This window comes from Brevibacillus borstelensis, from assembly GCF_003710865.1.
Taxonomy (GTDB): domain Bacteria; phylum Bacillota; class Bacilli; order Brevibacillales; family Brevibacillaceae; genus Brevibacillus; species Brevibacillus borstelensis.
The window spans coordinates 26,169-46,281 of record NZ_RHHO01000031.1; the positions used below are offsets into that span (position 1 = coordinate 26,169).

A 20,113-nucleotide genomic window follows, 5' to 3' on the forward strand; every position below is an offset into this window, starting at 1 on the left:
AACTTATAGTGGGCCCGAAATACCTTGCACCCGAATCATAACGAAGTGAGCTCCCAACAGTCCAAGCAGTGCGCCTGGGAGGAAGAACACGTGAATCGCGAAGAAGCGAGAAAGCGTCGTCGCCCCTACGATGTCCCCACCGGTCAGCAGCGTCTTCAAATAAGGTCCGATCAGGGGAACAGAGTTTGCGATCTCCAGACCTACCTTTGTTGCGAAGTACGCAGTGTTATCCCAAGGAAGCAGGTAACCGGTGAAACCGAGGCCGAGCATTACGAAAAAGATCAGAACGCCCACTACCCAGTTCAGTTCGCGTGGACGCTTGTAGGAACCGGTAAAGAATACGCGCAATGTATGTAGGAACATCATTACGATAACCAAGCTGGCTCCCCAGTGGTGCATACCGCGAACGATTACGCCAAAGGCTACTTCGTTCTGCAGGTATTTTACCGATTCGTACGCGTTGATAATATCTGGTACATAGTACATGGTCAAGAACATACCAGACAGAATTTGAATGACTGTAATAAAGAACGTAAGGCCACCAAAGCAGTAAACAAATGCAGAGAAATGGTGAGCAGGGTTTACGTGCTCCGGTACTTCATGGTCGGCCAAATCCCGCCACATCGGAGTAATGTTTAAGCGTTCATCGACCCAGTCATACATTTTTTGCAACATGTTAGCCACTCACCCCCGGACGTGGATTTGGTTTCAGTTTGCCCAGATAGAGCTTGCCGTCTTTTACTTCCGTCTCGTATTCATCGAGGGATGCTGTCGGCGGTGTACCCAGAATGTGTGCCCCTTCAATGTCATAGCGTCCAAGGTGGCACGGGCAGAAATACTCGTTTGGATGATTCGGGTCGGTATTCCAGTTGACCGTGCAACCCAAGTGCTTACAGATTGGGGACAGAGCGAGAATCTCACCCTTCTCATTCTTGGTTACCCATGCAGACAAGGTCGATTCGGATTCATACCAACCGTCCTTGGTATGTACCTTAAATTCCACAAGCTTTGGCTCTGGACCAAAATCATCGACACTACCAACAGCTACTGTATCTCCACCCGCATGGCCCTTGAGCAAGGGGTCGACCGCAAAACGGATCATAGGTGTGATCATACCCGCAGCAAGGAACCCGCCAGTTCCCATAAGTGCGTAGTTTAGAAATGTTCGCCTGGAAATTTCTCTGTTATCGCCCATCTCTTTTTCCCTCCTTATCCTGTAGAATCGCACAACGATGGCGTTTTCAATACATATACACTAGGTCAATCCCAATCATAGCTAACGCCTAAAAAGATGTCAAGAATGTCCAATAGACATGCCGCATGGCAATCGCGCAAGTAGAAGAGATTGTTACCATTTTGTCAAATATGGCATATTGCTTCTCTGATTTTCCTAGTGTCTCCAAAAATATCAAGCATTAATGCCTCTATTTCTCCTGCCACATGCGGATGACTTCCTGAGTCAAAATGTCGACCGTAACCTCGAACCGGAGGGGGGAATCGAGGTCCTCATCGCCAACTGTCAGCCTGCGCGCTTCTTGACCGAGCAGCTTGATATCATCTCCGCTGAACTGAAGCAGGATGCAATGCTGAAAGCCCGCGGGAAACTGCTGCGGGATCGGTTCGTGCCCAAATTGGTAGCAGAGTGGAAACAGAAGCACTCTCCCCTTCAACTTCTGCTCAATCGAGGCTGCCACATTTAACAGATAACTCGTTCTCATCACATGATCCACGAGCTTTGTGTCCGGACGGTACAAATAAAGAGGGAGCAGCGCAGTATCCACGAAGGGCTGCAACTCCTCCCACTTTTCCATTTCCTGTATGTTCCATTGCATATGCCGTCTCCTCTTTCCTGTTTTTTTCTGGAGACTAGCGTATCACGAAATCCGCAGCTCTAGCAATTGTCCTTTCCCAAACTACGTGGCTTCGTAAGCCATGATTTCACGCAGCTCGTTCGTCAAGACGAGGAAGCGCTCCTTGTCCTTTTCCGCTAAAGCTTCGTCAATTTCCTGGTACAGCGTTCTCTTCCGGTACAGCCGCACTTGCTCGTCGATCAGCATTTCGGAAAGCAAACCGGATACTTGCTGATTGTTCGTTCCATATGTATTCGAATAAAAATTTGGCCACTCCATGCACATCCCTCACTTCAATAAAATGGTAGATTCTGTAAATCCATTGTATTTGCGAAGCCAAGATTGGCTGGCGTACGTCCCGGAGTAAATCCACTCTTCACCCGACTGGCCGACGCGAATCAAGCCAAGGTGGACCATCATTTTTAAAATCCGATTCACCAGAATATTGTTCGGATCATCATAGTAAAAAGCGCGAATCCAGGGAAGAAGACTTCTCGCAAGAGCCGTCTGAGTGACCCAGCCGCTTGCTGCCATCATCGGTATCAGTTGGACGAGCATGGGCAGATTCGGTACGGCACGCTTGTACAGCCTCATCCAGAAGCGGATGACTTCGTGATACAATGCGTCACTATACGGTTTCTGCAATTGTTCATTGCCCGCTTCCGTGAGTGATACCTGACCCGGAACCTCTTCGATCCACCTCTGGTAGTAGCAAAAATCGTAGATGAGAGAAAACCTGTCCGGATACAGATCAAAATGCAGACCGTAGCCAAAGCGCCAGCGCTCCGGCGTGAGCGGCTCCTCCTTCACCTGCAAAAATTGAAGCACCTGCTGCTGATACCGTTTGTACATCCCGCCTTCTGCAGTCAATGGGACGGGCTCCCGCTGAAGAAATCGCAAAAATTGCATGATATCGTCAACAAGGGCCGTGCCTTCATCCCGATACGCATCCGGCTCCAAAACGAATGCATTTTCGTCCTTCTGCCATTTTTGCAGCCAAGTGTGAAGAAGCGGCTCTCTGATGTCCAGCGGCACCTGGTACTGTCCGATCGTCCTGCTTTTTGCCGGAAAAATCCAGCCGCGCTTCATCGCTTTCGCTACGTATTTGCGGGCCTCCTCCTGCTTGCCTTCCTTCTTCGCATCCAAAGCTACGCCGGCCTTTGCGAGAAGGTCCTCCAGAGACATCTCCGTGCGCTTGTCCAAGAACAGGAGCAGAAAAAAATGCGTCTCTTCCGGCGACAGCTGTTCGATCTCGCGGGAGATTGTCTGCTTATGGCGCAGGTTGGCCAGCAACGTAGTGATCAATTCGTTTTTTGAGTGAGGATTGCATTCACAGCCGTAATGGTCGGCCATCTGATTGAGCTGCCGGATGTCGGTGTAGACTAAAATCTCTGCCAAGTTCATCTGGGCATCCCTTCCTTAACGAAGGCTTTTGTTACCCACCATTCTTGTCCAATTTCCGGCAAAATAAACAGGAAGCCACAATAGTGACTTCCCTAGGAAACAAGCAATTTGCCCGCATTTACTCTTCGTCTACATTCCAAGCATCGAGCAGCTTCTGGTATTCTTTTGCGTCCTCATAGCGTCCGGATTGCGTCAACAGGGCGACCAGCCTGCGGATTTGATCGAGATCGAAGCCCGACAGCTCCACGTATTGCTCAAGCGCTTCGATCGATTTTTCCGTTTTCCCCATGGAGAGGAAAATGTCAGCCGCCAACGGATACCCGGCGACGTACTCTTCATCCAGCGCGAGCAATCTTCCCACATAATCAGCTGCCTCTTCGACATTGCCCGTATGAAAAGCCATCAGGGCACAGCCGTACAGAATCTCTGCGCTTTGCTCCTGTTCGAGAGCATGCTGGTACAGATGATAAGCCTGCTCAAAGTCTCCATTCTGAGCCAGAACGCGGGACTTCGAGAGGAGCAGCTCCACACTTTGCTCCCCGGCCTGTTCCAGCGCTTTCATCGCTTCATCATCTTTGCCGATCTGGAAGTACATGTTCCCAAGCGCCGTGAGAATTTCCTTGTTGTCAGGTTCCTTCTGGCGCGCCTGTTCCAGGTACTTGATGGCGACCTCATCCAGCCCTTGCATGGCGTACAGATCAGTCAGCAATAGGTCCAGCCGCAGGTTCTCATAGCCGGACTCCTTCAATTCGTACAAGATGTGCTGCGCCGCTTCAAAATCGTTCCCATCCAGCGCAATTTCCGCCAGGAGCAGCTGGCACTCCCGTCGCAGCGGCGGATCAAGCTCAGGATTTGCCTTCATGACCTCTGCAAGCAATTCCGCCGCTTCATCCAGATGGCCCAATCGATACCACACCTCCGCCAGATACAGCATCACTTCCGGCAAATCCTTGCCATGCTCCTGAACCTTTTGGAGCGCTTGCAGCCCTAGCTCCACTTCATCGTTCTCAATCCGCTTGATCGCTTCGTCGATCACATACAGCCACTGTTTCGTCATTTTTGTTCACCTCATCTATAGGGTGGCATTTCTTATGTACAAGCTTTATATCAAAACAAGCTGCAAAAGACCGTCCGAAGACGGTCTTCCCAAATAGGACGATACTATAAAGATAAACCATTAAGCCCGCGTAAACCAGCTCATTGTCAAAACGGTTACCAAAATGCCAAACACACTGAGGACGACGGCGTAATTTGGGCTTTCATACTCGCTGGCTCCCTGCTTTCCGTCCATCGGTACAATAGAGGCCGTCGCATTGGCAAGCGGCTGTCCTTCAGAGACTAACTGATCCGATTCGACGATATATGTACCGTCTTCGGTCTGCATGGAGGAGGTAACGACTTGCGCCTGTTTGCCCATCGCCAAAACCTCGCCGCCGATCAAAAGAGAGTTTGCCTGTTCTGCATTGCTTGTGTTTACATACAACGTAAACGTACAAAGCATCAACAAAACGACAGCGGCGCACGCACCGATGCGACGCATTCTCGCTGTAACCGAAAACACCTTTCGGCCAAACGGAATCGCCCACTTCTCTTCTGACAGAATACGCGCCATGACCGCATCCACGATCGACTTGGTGGGCGCAATGGAATGGTACCGCTCTTTGTCAGTCTCCATCCACTCGCTGCTGTCCTTCCACAGTTCGTAATCTGAGCGACAGGAAGAACATGCAGCCAAATGATGATCGACACGCCGCCGCGTTACATCGGGCAGTTGTCCATCTGCGTAATCCGGCAACTTATCTTGCACATCTTCACATCTCATCATCGATTCATCCCTTCAGCTTCATCCAAATGAGGGTCCAGGATGTAGGCTTCCAATTGAGTCTTGATGCTCTGCCGCGCTCGAAACAGCAAAGATTTCACTGAACTCACTGTCAAATCGAGGATCACGGCTATCTCATTGTAGTCCATTTGCTCGTATTCCCGCAAAATCAGGGCGGAGCGCTGTTTTTCAGGCAAATTGTTAATCGCCTGGCGAACGAGATGCTCCCGCTCGTTGCGAAGCAGCACTTGCTCCGGCAAGCGTTCAAACGAAGCCAACGGCACCTGCAAAGTATCTTCGAGATACACATCCGAATTCCGGCTCTTGCGCAGCTCGCTCAATACGGAATTGCGGGCTATGGTGTAGAGCCAGGTAGAAAAGGTCGCTTCTACATCACGGAACGAATGAATGCTCTTGTACGCCTTGTAAAAAGTCTCCTGGCATAAATCCTCTGCCACATGCTCCAGATGTGCCTGACGGAGCAGATGCGTGATAAATGCAAGAATCTTTTTTTCATACCGACGTATCAACTCGGCATAGCATTCGAGATTACCTTCTTTTATTTCGCGGATAAGCTGGGAATCGGTCATGATCAGGATTACCTCCTTGCGATTCCGATCCCTCCGCAGTCTTTGTATGTTTAGACTGCCAGGGATGTAAAAAGTTGCGCTGACCTGACAAATCTTTTTCTCGTCAGGTACCCGGAATCCTTTACGAAAAAACCCCCAAATCTGGGGTCACATGACAAAATTGTATGGCTTGATGTCCAGATGGCATCGTCCCATGCCTATGTTTGCGGCAAATTGCTGCTCGGCAAAAATCCACTTTCCGTTCGACATAACAGATGTTGGAAGGCGGATTTCGCTAAAATTGAGAATAGTGTAAAGATCAAATTTTGTCAACCATTGTTCTTTTTTCACGAATAAAAGATCTGCGTCAGCACCGGTAATGATGCACCCTTTGCGTGGGTAAAGCCCCAATGCCTTGGCGGTATTTGTCGAACAGAGCTTGACGAGTAAGCGGAGCAATTCCGCATCCAGCCACTTCGTACGCCTCAGATCTACCTGGACGCTGTCCAGCGAAGCCATTACGGAAAGCGAGCGGAAAGGATGCTCGGCCAGAAAACGGAGCGCATGATCTGCAGTCATCCCCTTTACTTGATACACATGGTAGAAATCATCAAATGACTCCAAAGCCTGTGCCCAATCGGCCTTGACCCATGTGCGAATCTGCCAGAAGCGGCAGCGCCTGAGCCATTGCCTGTGCATATTTCGCTTTTCCTCCCGTGAAATAGCGGAATCGTCCGGTATGTGCAAAGATAGTAGCACCCTATAAGACGTAAGTATCGGGGAAAACGTTTCCCATTCCAGACGGTTAATTTCTTCCTGCTTGCGAACGGTCACCCTGATCGACCTGTATCCTTCCAAGCAAAGCTGCCGAACCAGTCCATGCGCCATTTGGCTGGCGGAGACCTCCACCACCATCGTATAGTCGATGACATTGTTGAAATGAATGGCAGCCTGATACCGCCATTGATCGGATTTTTTCCAAGGATCTACGTGCAGCACATCGGTCATGCAGGTGTAGCCGTTTGCTGCCAAAGAACGGACGGCATGCAGATATTCTTCCAAGCTTCTGATTTTCGCATAGGATTTATCGGGCAAGGCAAGAAAGCCCGGCAAAATGTACATTCCGGAGGCATCCCACTCTTCAAGCGGCTGGTCGGTATCTCTGTACACCCGTAACAGCTCCTTGGCCACCCGTTTGATTTTCCCGTCCTCTATCCAAATGTTTGCTTCGACAATACCGCTCGCGGTTACAACAGTTCCATTTCGAATAACCAGTTCGTTCATTGCCATAGCTCGTCCCTCCTCCATCCGCAGATGGACGCTCTTCCAGTACGAGCATATGCATGGGTGGAGGAAAAAAGGACAAAAAAAAGCCACCGTCAATGTAAGCGCATTCAAACGGCGGCAGCACATCTGTGCTTTATTATATTGGATAGGAGTGGAGAGAAACCATACTGTACCTTTATTATATCTGAATGTAAGCGCTTGTCAAACACTTTTTACCTATTTTTCTGTCCATTCTTTTCGAGGCTTATCCCGTCTTCACTAGTCAAAAAACGAACCCGCGATCAGCACGGGTTCGTCTCGTTGTTTCATCGTTTCGCTATTTACTGATGCTCTGGAGAACGTCAGGAAAGCCAGGGAATGAAACCAAAATGGCGTCGTCATTCTCGATCAGCGTTTCCCCTTCTGCTGCCAGCCCTGCGATCGCCATGGCCATTCCGATCCGATGATCGCCAAAGCTGTCGATGACTGCACCCTTCAGCGGAGTTGGTCCCTCGATAATCATGCCATCCTCCGTCGCGATGATCTTTGCTCCCAGCTTTGACAGTTCGCTCACAACAGTGGCAATTCTGTCCGTTTCTTTTACTTTTAACTCCTCCGCGTCCTTGATGACGGTGCGTCCGCCAGCTTGCGTCGCCATTACAGCAATAACGGGGATTTCATCGATCAGCCGGGGGATGATGTCGCCGCTGATCTCGATTCCTTGCAGCTCGGAATAGGTCACGAGCAGGTCTGCGACCGGCTCTTCATTGACCACTCGTTCGTTGATCCGCTCAATTTTTCCGCCCATTCTGTCTACGACATCCAAAATTCCGGTGCGGCTTGGGTTGATCCCCACATTTTCGATCAGCAGAGAGCTGCCCGGCACCATCATCACTGCCGCAATCATGTAGGCTGCAGAGGAAATGTCTCCTGGGACCTGAATGGCTCTCCCCTTCAATTTCTGCCCGCCTTCAATTGAAACGGTCAAGCCGTCGCGGACGAGCTTGACGCCGAACGCTTGCAGCATTCTCTCCGTGTGATCTCGGGATAGATGCGGCTCGGTCACACTCGTAACGCCGTTAGCCTGCATGCCGGCGAGCAAAATCGCCGATTTGATTTGGGCACTGGCCACAGGGGATTGATACGATATCCCTTGCAGCTCCCCTCCACGTATGGAGAGCGGCGTGTATTCCCCATCCTTTCGCCCATCGATTTTTGCCCCCATCTGGCGGAGCGGTCCGATTACTCTGCGCATCGGGCGTTTCGCGATGGATTCGTCCCCTTCCATCACACTGTGAAACGGTTGGGTAGCGAGAATGCCGGCCATCAACCGAATGGTCGTACCGGAGTTTCCTACGTCGAGGTGCTGGGAAGGCTCCTGCAGTCCGTACCAGCCCTGGCCGTGAACGGTGACCCGGTCCTTGTCCTGCTCAATCTCTATGCCCATCTTGCGAAAACAGCTGATCGTGCTCAAACAATCGGCACCCGGGAGGAAGCCTTCAATACTTGTTGTTCCTTCTGCCAGCGCGCCAAACATGACGGCGCGATGGGAAATCGATTTATCTCCTGGTACTCGAACGGTTCCGTTGATCTGACTTGCTCGTTGAACGCGCAGCACAGTGACTCTCCCCTTTTTTCTCTGTATTTCTACGTATCGTAGCTATATTCTGTCCACGCACGTGCATTCGCACAGCAAAGCGTCTATCCCCCAAAGCGGGATCGTATGAGCAAACTACTCCCGTCTGTATACGTTATATCCGAAGTAACAGAGCAGCTCTTCGCCCTTTTCCAATTCGAGCTGACTGCGAAACGTTATCCGCAGGACACCGAGTATATCTTCGCGGGTTTCCCGAATCTGGAGATTGGTGATGTTGATGTTTTTCGCGCCAAGCAAAGTCGTAATCCGGCCGATTTCCCCCGGATGGTCCGGGATATCGATATACAAGTCGTACAGCGGAGGCATTGCTCCCTTTTTTCTTTCGGGAAGGCCGTCTCGGAAATCTCGGGCGGTCCGGAAGAAATGCTCGATCTGTTCGGCATCTCCTTCTTTTACAAGCCCCATGACATTATCCAGCGCTTTCGCCCAATCCTCGGCAATGCGCAGGAGGTGCTCCCTGTTGTTCAGCAGAACATCCCGCCACATCCTCGGGTTGCTTGATGCGATCCTCGTAATGTCGCGAAAGCCGCCAGCAGCCAAGCGATGGTGCCACGGATTGCTGTCGTCGTAGCTGGCGACGAGATTCACCAGAGCCGACGCCAAAATATGCGGGAAGTGGCTGACCGAACCGACAACCTGATCGTGTTCATCCGGGTCCATGCGAATCACTTTGGCTCGTGTCAAAGCAAGCAAGCTGGCCAATTTCTCCACCTGATCCTCCGGAACATCAGATGCCGGAGTCAACACGTAATAGGCATTTTCAAACAGCCGGTCAGACGCCGCCTCGACCCCCGACTTGTGCGATCCCGCCATCGGGTGCCCGCCGATGAAGGTGACTTCTCTTGGCATTTTCTCCCGTGCGTAGCGGACAATGCCGGATTTTGTGCTCCCCACATCCGTGACGATGACTCCCGGCTGCAGGGACAAGGACGGAAGCCTGTCCAATGTAGCGTAAATTTGCTCCACCGGTGCAGCGATAAAAATAATGTTTGCTTCTCTGACGGCGGTCTGCAGATCAGTCGTTCCGGCGTGTATGACACCGGAAGTAAGCGCCTTGTCCAGGCACTCCTGGCGCACGTCGAAGCCGACGACACTCACCTGCGGGTCCTGGCGCAGCGAAAGCGCGATGGACCCGCCGATCAAACCGACCCCGATAATTGCGATGGTGGTCTTCATCTCCACACTCTATCCTCTCTGTGTATGTCTAGACAAAAATGCCGGATGCTGAACACCGGCATTCTTGCATTTATTTTCCTGCTCCCACGACGATATTGGCCAAAGCCTGCAATACCTTTTCGTTTTGCTCTGCCGTTCCCACTGTGATGCGCTGATATCCCGGAAAGCCGAGCGCCTTGCCGGAGCGGACGATGATTCCCTGCTGCAGAAGTTGTTTGAACACTTCATCGGAATCGAGGTTCAGATTGACCAGGACGAAGTTCGTTTGAGACGGGTAGTAGGACAATCCCCACTCGTCAAACCGGTCTGTGAGCTGCTTCAAGCCTTCCCGGTTTCGTCTGCTGCATTCCTTGACGAACTCCTGGTCTTTCAACGCAGCGCGAGCGGCAGCCTGGCCAAGCGAGCTGGTGTTGAACGGTTCGCGGACGTGGTCCAAATGGCTGATGATCTCTTCGGATGCGATACCATAGCCGACACGCAGCGTAGCCAGACCGTAAATCTTGGAGAAAGTGCGAAGAATGATCAGGTTTGGATACTGTGCGAGCATCGGGATGGTCTGCGGATACGCTTCGTCCACGACATACTCGTAGTACGCTTCATCCATCACAACGAGGACGTCTTTTGGCACCTTCTTCAGAAACGCCTCCAGCTCGGACGTGCCGACAATCGTTCCGGACGGATTGTTCGGGTTGCACACCCAGACTACCCTCGTCTGCCCGTTGATCGCGGACGCCATGGCCTCCAGATCGTGAACGCCGTCTTTCAGCGGCACCTCGATCAGCTCGGCACCCTCCACCATTGCGTTGGAACGGTATTGGGAAAACGTCGGAGTTGCCATTACCGTATTGGTTCCCGGTTCCAGATAAGCCCGGGAAATCATCAGAACAATCTCATCCGATCCGTTTCCAAACATCAGCTGCTCTGGCTTTACACCGAGGAAGTCTGCCAGATCCCAGCGAAGCTGGAGACTTGCTCCGTCCGGGTAGAGTGCGAGCGAATCCAACTGCGCTGCAATCGCTTCTTTGGCCTTGGGTGAACAGCCGTAAGGATTTTCGTTGGACGCCAGTTTGATAACTTCTGTCAAGCCGAATTCTCTTTTCACATCATCGATCGGCTTTCCCGGCTGGTAAACCGGGGCGCTGAGAATACGCTGCTTGGGTCGCATCCACACTTCACTCCAGTCACATTTTTCCCCTTATTGTAGCGCACTCGTCAGCTGATGTACAAAGGTTTTTATTCTTTCGACACCTTCCTCTACCCGATCTGGATCCGCCAACAGCTCGCGCTGACGCTCGATTTCCATCACGATGGCGCTGCCGACAATGATCCCGTCCGTGTGAGGAGCAACTGCCTTTACCTGCTCCGGCGTAGAAATGCCGAAACCGACGGCCGTAGGTGCCTTTGTCGAAGAGCGGACCCGCTGCAGGAAGTCAGCCAAATCCTCGCTCAAGCTGGCTCTCGCGCCGGTCACGCCAAGCGAAGAGACGCAGTATAGAAAGCCGGTGGCCTGCTCGCCAATTGTTCGAACGCGTTCCTCCGAGGTTGGAGCGACCAGTGAAATGACGTGGAGTCCATGCGCCGTAGCCGCTTTTACTGCAGGGGCATTCTCCTCCACGGGCAAATCGGGAATGACGATCCCGTCAGCTCCCTTCGCCGCCAAATCAGCGAACAGGCGATCGATCCCGTATTGCAGGACCGGGTTGATGTAGGTGAAGAGCACGAGCGGCGTCTCCATCCCGGATTGACGCAGACGCTCCACCAGTTCAAGCGCGTCCTTGATCGTCACTCCGTTGGCCAGTGCCCTTTGCGAGGCTCTTTGTATCGTAGGTCCATCTGCCAGCGGATCGGAGTAGGGAACGCCGAGCTCCAAAAGGTCTGCCCCCGCTTCTACAAGGCCGTGCGCCAGTTGGAATGTAGCCTCCAGGCTAGGGTCTCCCACGGTCAAAAAAGGGATGAACCGTTTGCGTGTACGGTCGGCAAACAGGCGATCAATTCGATTTTCTCTCTGGCTCATTGTGCTTCCCCTCCTGCTGCTCTCGTCTCCAATGCATGCTGAATCGTTTCCACGTCTTTGTCTCCTCTTCCCGACAGACAAATGACCAGGACCTGGTCAGAGGACATGTGCGGCGCCCGCTTGATTGCTTCCGCTACGGCATGGGCGCTCTCCAGTGCAGGAATGATGCCCTCTGTACGGCACAACAGCTCTACCGCCTGCAAAGCTTCGTCATCCGTAACCGACGTGTAATGCACCCGTCCCGTATCTTTCAAGTACGAATGCTCCGGACCTACGCCCGGATAATCAAGTCCGGCGGAAATCGAATGCGCCTCTTGTACCTGGCCGTACTCATCCTGCAATAGATAGGTCATGGCCCCGTGGATGACACCCGGCCTGCCGAGACTGAGCGTCGCGGCATGCTTGTCTGTCTGGATGCCGTGTCCTGCCGCTTCCACTCCGCGCAACGAAACGGCATCGTCCTGGATGAACGGATAGAACATCCCGATGGCGTTGCTCCCTCCGCCGACGCAGGCAATCACTTCGTCCGGAAGCCGTCCGAGCATCTCCCGTATTTGTGCACGTGTCTCTTCGCCGATGATTTTTTGAAACTCCCGGACCATGTAAGGATACGGATGCGGGCCGACGACCGAACCGATGACATAAAAGGTTTGATCCACATGGGACACCCAGTATCGGATCGCTTCATTGGTGGCATCCTTCAGTGTCCGCGAGCCCGATTCTGCCGGAATCACTTCGGCTCCCAGCATCTTCATCCGAAAGACGTTCAGCGCTTGCCGCTTGATATCTTCCGTTCCCATAAACACTTTGCAGGACAAGCCCAGCTTCGCTGCTACCGTTGCACTGGCAACGCCGTGCTGGCCAGCGCCCGTCTCTGCGATAATGGAGGTCTTGCCCATCCGTTTGGCCAGCAGCCCTTGACCCAAGGCGTTGTTGAGCTTGTGGGCGCCGGTATGGTTCAAATCCTCGCGTTTTAAATAAATCCGGGCACCGCCGAGATGTTCGGTCAGTTTATCGGCGTAAGTGAGCGGAGTCGGTCTGCCGGCATATTCGCGCAGCAAATCGCCCAGCTCTTTGCGGAAAGCCGGATCAGCCTGCGCATCGGCAAATGCTGCCTCCAGCTCAGCCAGAGCGTTCATCAGCGTCTCCGGAACGTATTTCCCCCCAAAAGCCCCAAACCGTCCGTACTGATCAGGTACTTGCTTTGCCTGCGTTTCCGTCGTTGTCATGCCTCTCTCACCCTTCCGACAAATTCTCGTATTTTCTGTTCGTCCTTTTCTCCCTCTGTTTCCACACCGCTCGAAACGTCAATCACGGACGGCCGGTAATTCCTGATCAGCTCGCCGACGTTTTCTGCGTGAATCCCGCCAGCAATAATACAGGGGAGCGGCGACGCCGATTGTTGCAGAAGCGGGATTTGCTCCCAGGAAAAGCGTTTCCCCGTCCCTCCTGCCAGCGCCGGATCATACGTATCAAACAGCAGGGCATTTGTCACGCCAAGGTACGCTTCTATCTGTTCTGCCCCTGCATGAGCGCCGTTGTCGCTTCCCACCGCCATTGCTTTCCAGACCGGCAAGGAGAAGCGTTCCTGTACTTGCTGGCAAAAATCTGGGGTTTCACGGCCGTGGAGCTGGATCACGGAAAGTTCGGCCTGTTCCAGAACCTCTTCCAGTTCGGCCAGTGTCGGATCTACAAACACCCCGACAGCAGGTGGATGACCCGGCACTGTGTTCATTATGGCTCCAGCTTGTTCAGCCGTCACTTGACGCCTGCTTTGCGCAAAAACAAATCCGACGTAATCGACAGCCAATGCTGTGAGACATGCAAGTGTCTCCGCTCGTTTAATGCCGCAAATCTTGATCTTCGTCATAACCTCACCTGCTCGCTGTTCTCCGCTCTTTTCCCGACCAGATCAAGCACGGCCTGAGTGACGTTCTTCTGGCGCATGAAATGCTCCCCTACCAGAATCGCACGCGCCCCGGCTTCTTGGACATAAGCTACGCAGTCCACGCTGTTTATCCCGCTTTCGCTGATGATCGGAATCCCGGCAGGCACCAGAGCCGCAAGCTCGCTGGTAGCAGCCAGATCGGTCTGAAACGTATGCAAATTACGGTTGTTGATGCCCAAAAGAGTCGGTGTGACAACTTGGAATACCGATTCCAGCTCCCGCCTGTCATGAACCTCGATCAGATAGTCCATGCCAAGCTCCGTTGCCGTCTCGGCCAGCTCCTTTAGCTGTGGCCCATCAAGAATAGCAGCGATCAACAAAATGCAATCGGCACCGCAGGCTCTCGCTTCGACTACCTGCAGTGGGTCGATCATAAAATCCTTGCGCAGCAAAGGCTGGGAAACGGCCTTTCTGATGTCCTTCAGATACGCTTTGCTTCCCTGAAAAAAAGGAGTATCGGTCAGCACCGACATGCATTCAACTTCGGCAGCAGCATAGCTTTGGGCAATGGCTACCGGATCAAAATCGGGCCGGATCAATCCTTTTGACGGCGAAGCCTTTTTCACCTCGGCAATCACACTGACAGGGCGGCTGCTGTGCAGCAAAGCTTTCCCGAAGCCCTTGGCCGGCTGCATTTCCTTTGCCTCCTGCAGCAGCTTTGCCATGCTGGTGGCGGCCCGAAGCTGCGCCACTTCCTCCCGTTTTCTCTCCACAATTTTAAGAAGCATGAATCAGCCCTCCTGCCACTTGCCGAAATTGTTCCAATTTTTCCTTCACAATGCCATCGTCGATCAATTCGGCAGCGGTTATGACACCGTGGCCGATACTGCTGACTCTGCCGGAAAGATAGAGGATTGCTCCCGCATTCAGGAGTACGATGTCGCGGGCTGCGCCTCGCTTCCCGTTGTAGATGTCCTCTATGATTTTCGCATTTTCCTTGGCGTCCCCGCCCCGCAGGGCATCCAGGGAATATCGCTTTAGTCCGAATTGCTCCGGCTCGATTTCGTAATTGGTAATGATGCCGTCGCGAAGCTCGGAGATATAACTGGTCCCCGTCACTGTCAGCTCGTCGAGACCATCCGCACCAGCCACGACCAGCGCCCGCTCGACACCCAATTCACGCAATACTTCAGCAACGGTATGCAATAGCTTGGCGTCATATATACCGAGCAGCTGGTACTTTGCGCGCGCCGGGTTGGTCAGCGGGCCGAGCAGATTGAAAACGGTCCTGACCGCCAGCTCTTTGCGCGGGCCGGCTGCATGCTTCATCGCCTGATGGTAGAGCGGAGCGAACAAAAAGCAAAGGTTCGTCGCTCGCAAGCAATCGGCTGCATCTTCCGGGGAAAGGGTAATTGGCACGCCTAACGCCTCAAGCACATCGGCGCTCCCGCTTTTGCTCGATACGGCCCGGTTCCCGTGCTTGGCAATCGGCACGCCTGCACTGGCCGCCACAATAGCCGCTGCTGTCGAGATGTTGAAGGTGTGGCTGCCGTCTCCGCCGGTACCGCATGTATCGACCATGCCAGGGACATCAAGAGGAAATTGCACCGCTCGGTCTCTCATCGCTTTTGCAAATCCGATGATTTCTTCGACGCTTTCCCCTTTCATCCGCATGCCCGCCATAAAAGCACCGATCTGTGCCGCCGTCGCTTTGCCATCCATGATCTCACCCATGGCTGCTTCCGCTTGCACTCGGTCCAGATCGCATCCGCCAATGATTTTTTCCAACGCTTTCTTCAGCATATCGGCTCCTCCTTCCGGGCGAAAAGCTGCTCTGCCTTTTCCAAAGCCGCCAGCATCGCCGCCGCCTTGTTCACGGATTCCTGGTACTCTGCCGCCGGATCGGAATCGGCTACGATCCCTGCACCTGCCTGGACGTAGGCGTATCCTCCCTGGAACAGCAGCGTCCGGATTGTAATGCACGTATCCATCGTCCCGTCAAACGCCAGGTACCCAATTGCCCCGGCGTACAGATGGCGGGAATCCGGCTCCAATTCAGCGATAATTTCCATAGCCCTGAGCTTGGGCGCACCCGAGACTGTTCCGGCCGGAAAGGCTGACAGCAAAGCGTCGAAGGGATGGGCGTCCTCGCGCAGCTGTCCCGTTACGTGAGAGACCATGTGCATGACATGTGAATAGTTTTCGATAACAAGTGCTTCTTCGACCTGAACGCTGCCGTAGCGCGACACTCTGCCCACGTCATTTCTCCCAAGATCCAGCAGCATGTAATGTTCAGCCCGCTCTTTTGGGTCATTCAACAGGTCTTCCGCCAGCCTGGCGTCTTCCTCGGCAGAGCTGCCCCTCTTTCGCGTACCGGCGATCGGGCGCATTTCCACCTTGCCGTTCTCTACCCTCACCAAAAGCTCCGGAGAAGTGCCGACGATCGTTTCCTGATCGTACTGCAGAACGTACATGTACGGGGATGGATTTAGCGTCCGCAGCACTCTGTAGACGGAAAACGGATCAACCTCTGTCGCAGCCCGGAAGCGCTGGGAGAGCACCACCTGGAAAATATCCCCTGCGGCAATATACGACTTCGCTGCTTCCACCATCTTCTCGTAAGCTTCGCGGCTCATGTTGCTCTCAACCGCTATTTTCCGTGCCGGCACTTCCCCCAACGGAAGCCGTTGATTCCCATCTTGTCCCGGGGCTGTCACCCGGACGGCCAGCTCCTCCAGTCTGCTGCATACTGCCGCATACTTTTCACTGATGCGCTCCGGGGTGTCATCCGTCTCCACGTGGAGGTTGACGATCAGCTGGATCTCCTGTTTCAAGTGATCAAAAGCGATGATCTCGTCGGCAAACAAGAAGCGCATATCCGGCAGCTCCAGGCTGTCTTGCCGATGGCGCGGCAATTGTTCGAAGTAATGCAGGGTGTTATAGCCAAAAAATCCGACGGCTCCGCCGCTGAGACGGGGAAAATGACTTAGCTTCGGACTCTTGTAGCGCTCCATTTCCTCACGCAGGTAATGGACTGGGTTCCCTTCGAGCGTAAACTGCTCTCCGTTTCGTTTCTTGACCGCAATCAGGTTGCCGGTTGCTTCGACGGTCTGAAACGGATTGAGCCCGATGAACGAGTAGCGGGCCCAGCGGGAGCCTCCCTCCACACTTTCCAACAGGAAAGAATGGGGTGTACGAATCTTCTGATACAAGCGGATGGGGGTTTCTTGGTCAGCCAGCAGTGTCATACGAACCGGAATCAGCGAGTATGACTTCGCCAGTGACTGGACTTCTGTCAAGGATGGGGTAAACATGAATACTCTCACCTCTTTTGTCGAGGTGCCAAAAGAGTAAAGGGGGAAGAAGCCTTCGCAAGCAGAGCAAAAGGAAACCCGAGCACAAGTCGTCGAAATTGTGCGCCTTTTCCTCGTATGCTGTCTGCTATCGATGCACAGGGCGTGCACTGGCCGATTCTGTCCCGGGGCATGGGCAGATCCCGCCACGGCTCTTGATCCTCTTCCTCTTTTGACACCTGCGTGTTAGAGGAAGAGATAGGGGGAGAATAAAAAAACCAGGAGGATCCCTGGATTGATTGTGTATGCATGCACAATCCCAGCTTGCTCTTCTCTCCTCAGCCTAACTCTTCTTCACTCAACTCTGCTCAATCTCTACTCTGCCGGTTTTGCTTGTTACCGGTAAAACGAGGCACCCTCGTTTTTTACTATACTAAAAGAGGGTGCCCATGATGTCAATCTACTTTACCAAATCCGGCCGCAATTTTACGGCATCCCGCATAAAGACGTGCTCGATTTCGGCTGCTGCTTTATCGGTGTTGACCAGCATCATGACACGGATACAGGAAGGCAGGCTTCCCGGCACCGGTATCTCTCTGGCACACATCAACGGAACGTATTGCCAGCCCTCGATCTGCCTGGCTGCTTGGGCAGGAAATGCCGCCTTTACATCCTCAGTCGTCGTGATTAAGATGCTGGCGATGTCATCTGGTAAAACGTGATTTCGCTTGACCATTTCTTCAAGCAACAGCTTGGTGGAAGAGACAATCTCCTCTTTCGTATCTTTTTCTATCGTAATGGCTCCTCGTATTCCTCGCACTCCCATTTTCTCTTACGCCCCCGATTCTTCATTCATGACTGACAAGATAAGTTCTTCGTCTACCTGAGAAAACAATTCTACGGCGCCGATAGCCCGCGGCAAAACAAGCGCCAGTTTGCCGCCGACAGCCTTTTTATCGCGCTTCATCACTTCCAACACCTTTGCCGGATCGAGCTTGTGCGGCCATTCTGTCGGCAATTGATACTGCCGCAGAAGCCTCCGGGTACGATCGTGAACGCCTGCCTGCGCAATCCCCATGCGCTCCGCCACCTTCGCTGCGAGGCACATCCCGATTGAGATCGCTTCGCCGTGATTGAGCGTCGAATACTCGCAGAGGGCTTCAAAGGCATGCCCGAACGTATGCCCCAGATTAAGCAGCGCCCGCTGATTCTGCTCGGTTTCATCTGCCGAAACGATGTTCGCTTTCACCTCACAGCCGCGATAAATCGCTTTGCTCAACAATTCAGAATCTAGCTGCCAAAGCTTTTCTGCGTTTGCCTCCAGCCAGGAAACAAACGTCTCGTCGGCAATCAAACCGTGCTTGAGCACCTCCGCAAAACCGGCAGCACGTTCCCTCTCCGGCAACGAGCGGATTGTGGATGTGTCGTATAGAACGAGCCGCGGCTGGTGAAAGGCGCCGATCAGATTTTTCCCGAGGGGATGGTTGATCGCTACCTTTCCTCCGACAGAGCTGTCGTGCGCCAAAAGTGTTGTCGGCACTTGGACAAAAGCGATGCCGCGCATGTAAGTCGCAGCGACAAAGCCTGCCAAATCACCTACTACCCCGCCGCCAAGGGCGAGGACAGCCGATTTGCGGTCCAATCCGGCAGAAATCGCTGCGGTCATCACTGCTTCATACACGGCGAGGCTTTTTGACTGCTCTCCGGACGCAATCACAAAGGAATGGACAGCGTATCCCTCCGCTTCCAAGGCGGTTTTCAGCGTTTGCTGATAAAGCAGTGCCACGTTTTCATCCGTAACCACGAATAACTTGGACGTCGGGGCCAGCCCCGCCTCCCGCAGCATGGGCCCCGCCTGCTGCAAGAGGCCGTCGCCGATGACGATCGGATACGAGCGTTCGCCCAGTTCTACTCGCAAGATTTCTCTATTCATCAGAATTTCTCCGTATAAGCACGGTATTGGCGGACGTTTTCCAGCATGTCATCGAGCGAATCGGATGGGAACTTCTCGCACATCGCCGACGCGATTTCCCAAGCGACCACTGCTTCAGCCACTACGCTCGCGGCCGGGACCGCGCAGCTGTCGGAGCGCTCGATGCTGGCTGAAAACGCTTCGCGGCTATCAATGTCAACGCTCATCAACGGCTTGTACAGGGTCGGAATCGGCTTCATGACGCCACGCACCACGACAGGCATTCCGGTCGTCATGCCGCCTTCCAGCCCCCCTGCCCGATTGGATTTTCGGCTGTATCCGGTCTCTTCGCTCCAGACGATTTCATCATGAACCTGCGATCCCGGCCGTCCTGCTGCTTCGAATCCGATCCCGATTTCGACGCCTTTGAACGCCTGGATGCTCATGACTGCCTGCGCCAAACGGCCATCGAGCTTTCGATCCCATTGAACATGGCTGCCCAGGCCGACCGGAACGCCATCGACGATCACCTCGACGATTCCGCCCAGCGAATCTCCGTCCTGCTTCGCCTGATCGATCGCAGCCATCATCAGCTGTGCAGCCTCCTCATCGAGACAGCGAACAGGGGATTCTTCCGTGCGGGCAATCAGCTCTTCCAGAGGAAGATCGATTCTTTTGGCAACGACATTGCCGATCTGCAGCACCTGTCCGCCAACGCGAATGCCGAACGCCTCCAGCAATTGTCTGGCTACCGCCCCGACAGCGACACGAATCGTCGTCTCACGGGCGCTGGACCGCTCCAGAATATTGCGCATATCGCGCTGATGGTACTTGATCGCTCCATTCAGGTCTGCATGACCAGGGCGCGGCCGGGAAACACGGCGTTTTTCTTCAGCACCCTCGACCGGCTCGACACTCATGATGCCCTGCCAGTGGGCCCAGTCTTTATTTTCGACGACCAGCGTGATCGGAGCCCCGGTTGTATAACCGTGTCTGACACCGGAGAGTACCTTCACCTGGTCCTTTTCAATTTGCATTCTTCGGCCTCGACCGTGACCTTTTTGCCGTCTCGCCAATTGTTCATTGATCGCCTCGACAGAGAACGGCAGGTTGCTTGGAATCCCTTCGATTATCGCCGTCAATTGCGGCCCGTGCGATTCCCCTGCTGTCAAATAACGCATCTCTCGCTTCCTCCATCCTCCAGGCAGCACTTTCTTTTCCCGAACGGGGGCGCTGTCCTTTATCACTTTTAAGCGTTATAA

The 20,113-nt window shown here is 53.5% G+C and carries 21 protein-coding genes; all 21 read right to left on the reverse strand.

What is annotated here, in order from left to right:
• Positions 1–3: 3 nt before the first annotated feature.
• Entirely contained in the window at positions 4–675 is a 672-nt protein-coding gene (gene qcrB, locus EDM54_RS14515) for a menaquinol-cytochrome c reductase cytochrome b subunit (RefSeq protein WP_003387057.1), read from the reverse strand.
• A 1-nt stretch (position 676) separates the two neighbouring features.
• Positions 677–1,195, reverse strand: coding sequence for a QcrA and Rieske domain-containing protein (locus EDM54_RS14520; RefSeq protein WP_003387058.1), 519 nt, complete (start codon positions 1,193–1,195; stop codon positions 677–679).
• A 229-nt stretch (positions 1,196–1,424) separates the two neighbouring features.
• Positions 1,425–1,832, reverse strand: a complete 408-nt coding sequence (locus EDM54_RS14525; protein ID WP_122958392.1) for a DUF2487 family protein — start codon at positions 1,830–1,832, stop codon at positions 1,425–1,427.
• Between the two features lie 81 nt (positions 1,833–1,913).
• Positions 1,914–2,129 carry an IDEAL domain-containing protein gene (locus EDM54_RS14530; protein ID WP_003387061.1) on the reverse strand — a complete coding sequence of 72 codons (216 nt, stop codon included), beginning with the start codon at positions 2,127–2,129 and terminating at the stop codon, positions 1,914–1,916.
• 9 nt (positions 2,130–2,138) lie between these two features.
• Positions 2,139–3,254, reverse strand: coding sequence for a hypothetical protein (locus EDM54_RS14535; RefSeq protein ID WP_003387062.1), 1,116 nt, complete (start codon positions 3,252–3,254; stop codon positions 2,139–2,141).
• A gap of 118 nt (positions 3,255–3,372) precedes the next feature.
• Positions 3,373–4,311: a tetratricopeptide repeat protein gene (locus tag EDM54_RS14540; protein WP_003387063.1), complete on the reverse strand. Its 939-nt coding sequence runs from the start codon at positions 4,309–4,311 to the stop codon at positions 3,373–3,375.
• A gap of 120 nt (positions 4,312–4,431) precedes the next feature.
• Positions 4,432–5,061, reverse strand: coding sequence for a zf-HC2 domain-containing protein (locus EDM54_RS14545; RefSeq protein WP_231504352.1), 630 nt, complete (start codon positions 5,059–5,061; stop codon positions 4,432–4,434).
• 14 nt (positions 5,062–5,075) lie between these two features.
• On the reverse strand, positions 5,076–5,666 hold the full coding sequence (locus EDM54_RS14550; RefSeq protein ID WP_003387065.1) for an RNA polymerase sigma factor: 591 nt from the start codon (positions 5,664–5,666) through the stop codon (positions 5,076–5,078).
• A gap of 147 nt (positions 5,667–5,813) precedes the next feature.
• Complete coding sequence (locus EDM54_RS14555) at positions 5,814–6,935, reverse strand: amidohydrolase family protein (RefSeq protein ID WP_170208334.1); 1,122 nt, start codon at positions 6,933–6,935, stop codon at positions 5,814–5,816.
• Between the two features lie 313 nt (positions 6,936–7,248).
• The gene (aroA, locus tag EDM54_RS14560) at positions 7,249–8,529 is read right to left on the reverse strand and encodes a 3-phosphoshikimate 1-carboxyvinyltransferase (protein ID WP_003387067.1); all 1,281 of its coding nucleotides are present in this window, start codon (positions 8,527–8,529) and stop codon (positions 7,249–7,251) included.
• Between the two features lie 114 nt (positions 8,530–8,643).
• On the reverse strand, positions 8,644–9,744 hold the full coding sequence (locus EDM54_RS14565) for a prephenate dehydrogenase (protein ID WP_024985000.1): 1,101 nt from the start codon (positions 9,742–9,744) through the stop codon (positions 8,644–8,646).
• Positions 9,745–9,814: 70 nt separating this feature from the next.
• Entirely contained in the window at positions 9,815–10,909 is a 1,095-nt protein-coding gene (gene hisC / locus EDM54_RS14570) for a histidinol-phosphate transaminase (RefSeq protein WP_003387069.1), read from the reverse strand.
• Between the two features lie 30 nt (positions 10,910–10,939).
• A complete protein-coding gene (trpA, locus tag EDM54_RS14575; RefSeq protein WP_003387070.1) occupies positions 10,940–11,758 on the reverse strand; it encodes a tryptophan synthase subunit alpha in 819 nt (272 codons plus the stop codon).
• Positions 11,755–12,987 (reverse strand): tryptophan synthase subunit beta, encoded by a 1,233-nt coding sequence (trpB, locus tag EDM54_RS14580; RefSeq protein ID WP_122958394.1) that lies wholly within the window; start codon positions 12,985–12,987, stop codon positions 11,755–11,757. The genes trpA and trpB overlap by 4 nt, the downstream gene beginning before the upstream one ends.
• The gene (locus EDM54_RS14585) at positions 12,984–13,628 is read right to left on the reverse strand and encodes a phosphoribosylanthranilate isomerase (RefSeq protein WP_024984999.1); all 645 of its coding nucleotides are present in this window, start codon (positions 13,626–13,628) and stop codon (positions 12,984–12,986) included. Before EDM54_RS14585 ends, trpB begins: the two co-directional genes overlap by 4 nt.
• Complete coding sequence (gene trpC, locus EDM54_RS14590) at positions 13,625–14,434, reverse strand: indole-3-glycerol phosphate synthase TrpC (protein ID WP_122958395.1); 810 nt, start codon at positions 14,432–14,434, stop codon at positions 13,625–13,627. Before trpC ends, EDM54_RS14585 begins: the two co-directional genes overlap by 4 nt.
• A complete protein-coding gene (trpD, locus tag EDM54_RS14595) occupies positions 14,424–15,449 on the reverse strand; it encodes an anthranilate phosphoribosyltransferase (protein WP_003387074.1) in 1,026 nt (341 codons plus the stop codon). Before trpD ends, trpC begins: the two co-directional genes overlap by 11 nt.
• On the reverse strand, positions 15,443–16,960 hold the full coding sequence (gene trpE / locus EDM54_RS14600; RefSeq protein WP_024984997.1) for an anthranilate synthase component I: 1,518 nt from the start codon (positions 16,958–16,960) through the stop codon (positions 15,443–15,445). The genes trpD and trpE overlap by 7 nt, the downstream gene beginning before the upstream one ends.
• A gap of 439 nt (positions 16,961–17,399) precedes the next feature.
• Complete coding sequence (aroH, locus tag EDM54_RS14605) at positions 17,400–17,765, reverse strand: chorismate mutase (protein WP_024984995.1); 366 nt, start codon at positions 17,763–17,765, stop codon at positions 17,400–17,402.
• 6 nt (positions 17,766–17,771) lie between these two features.
• Positions 17,772–18,872 (reverse strand): 3-dehydroquinate synthase, encoded by a 1,101-nt coding sequence (gene aroB / locus EDM54_RS14610; protein WP_122958396.1) that lies wholly within the window; start codon positions 18,870–18,872, stop codon positions 17,772–17,774.
• Positions 18,872–20,032 (reverse strand): chorismate synthase, encoded by a 1,161-nt coding sequence (gene aroC / locus EDM54_RS14615; RefSeq protein WP_003387080.1) that lies wholly within the window; start codon positions 20,030–20,032, stop codon positions 18,872–18,874. Before aroC ends, aroB begins: the two co-directional genes overlap by 1 nt.
• Positions 20,033–20,113 lie beyond the last annotated feature (81 nt).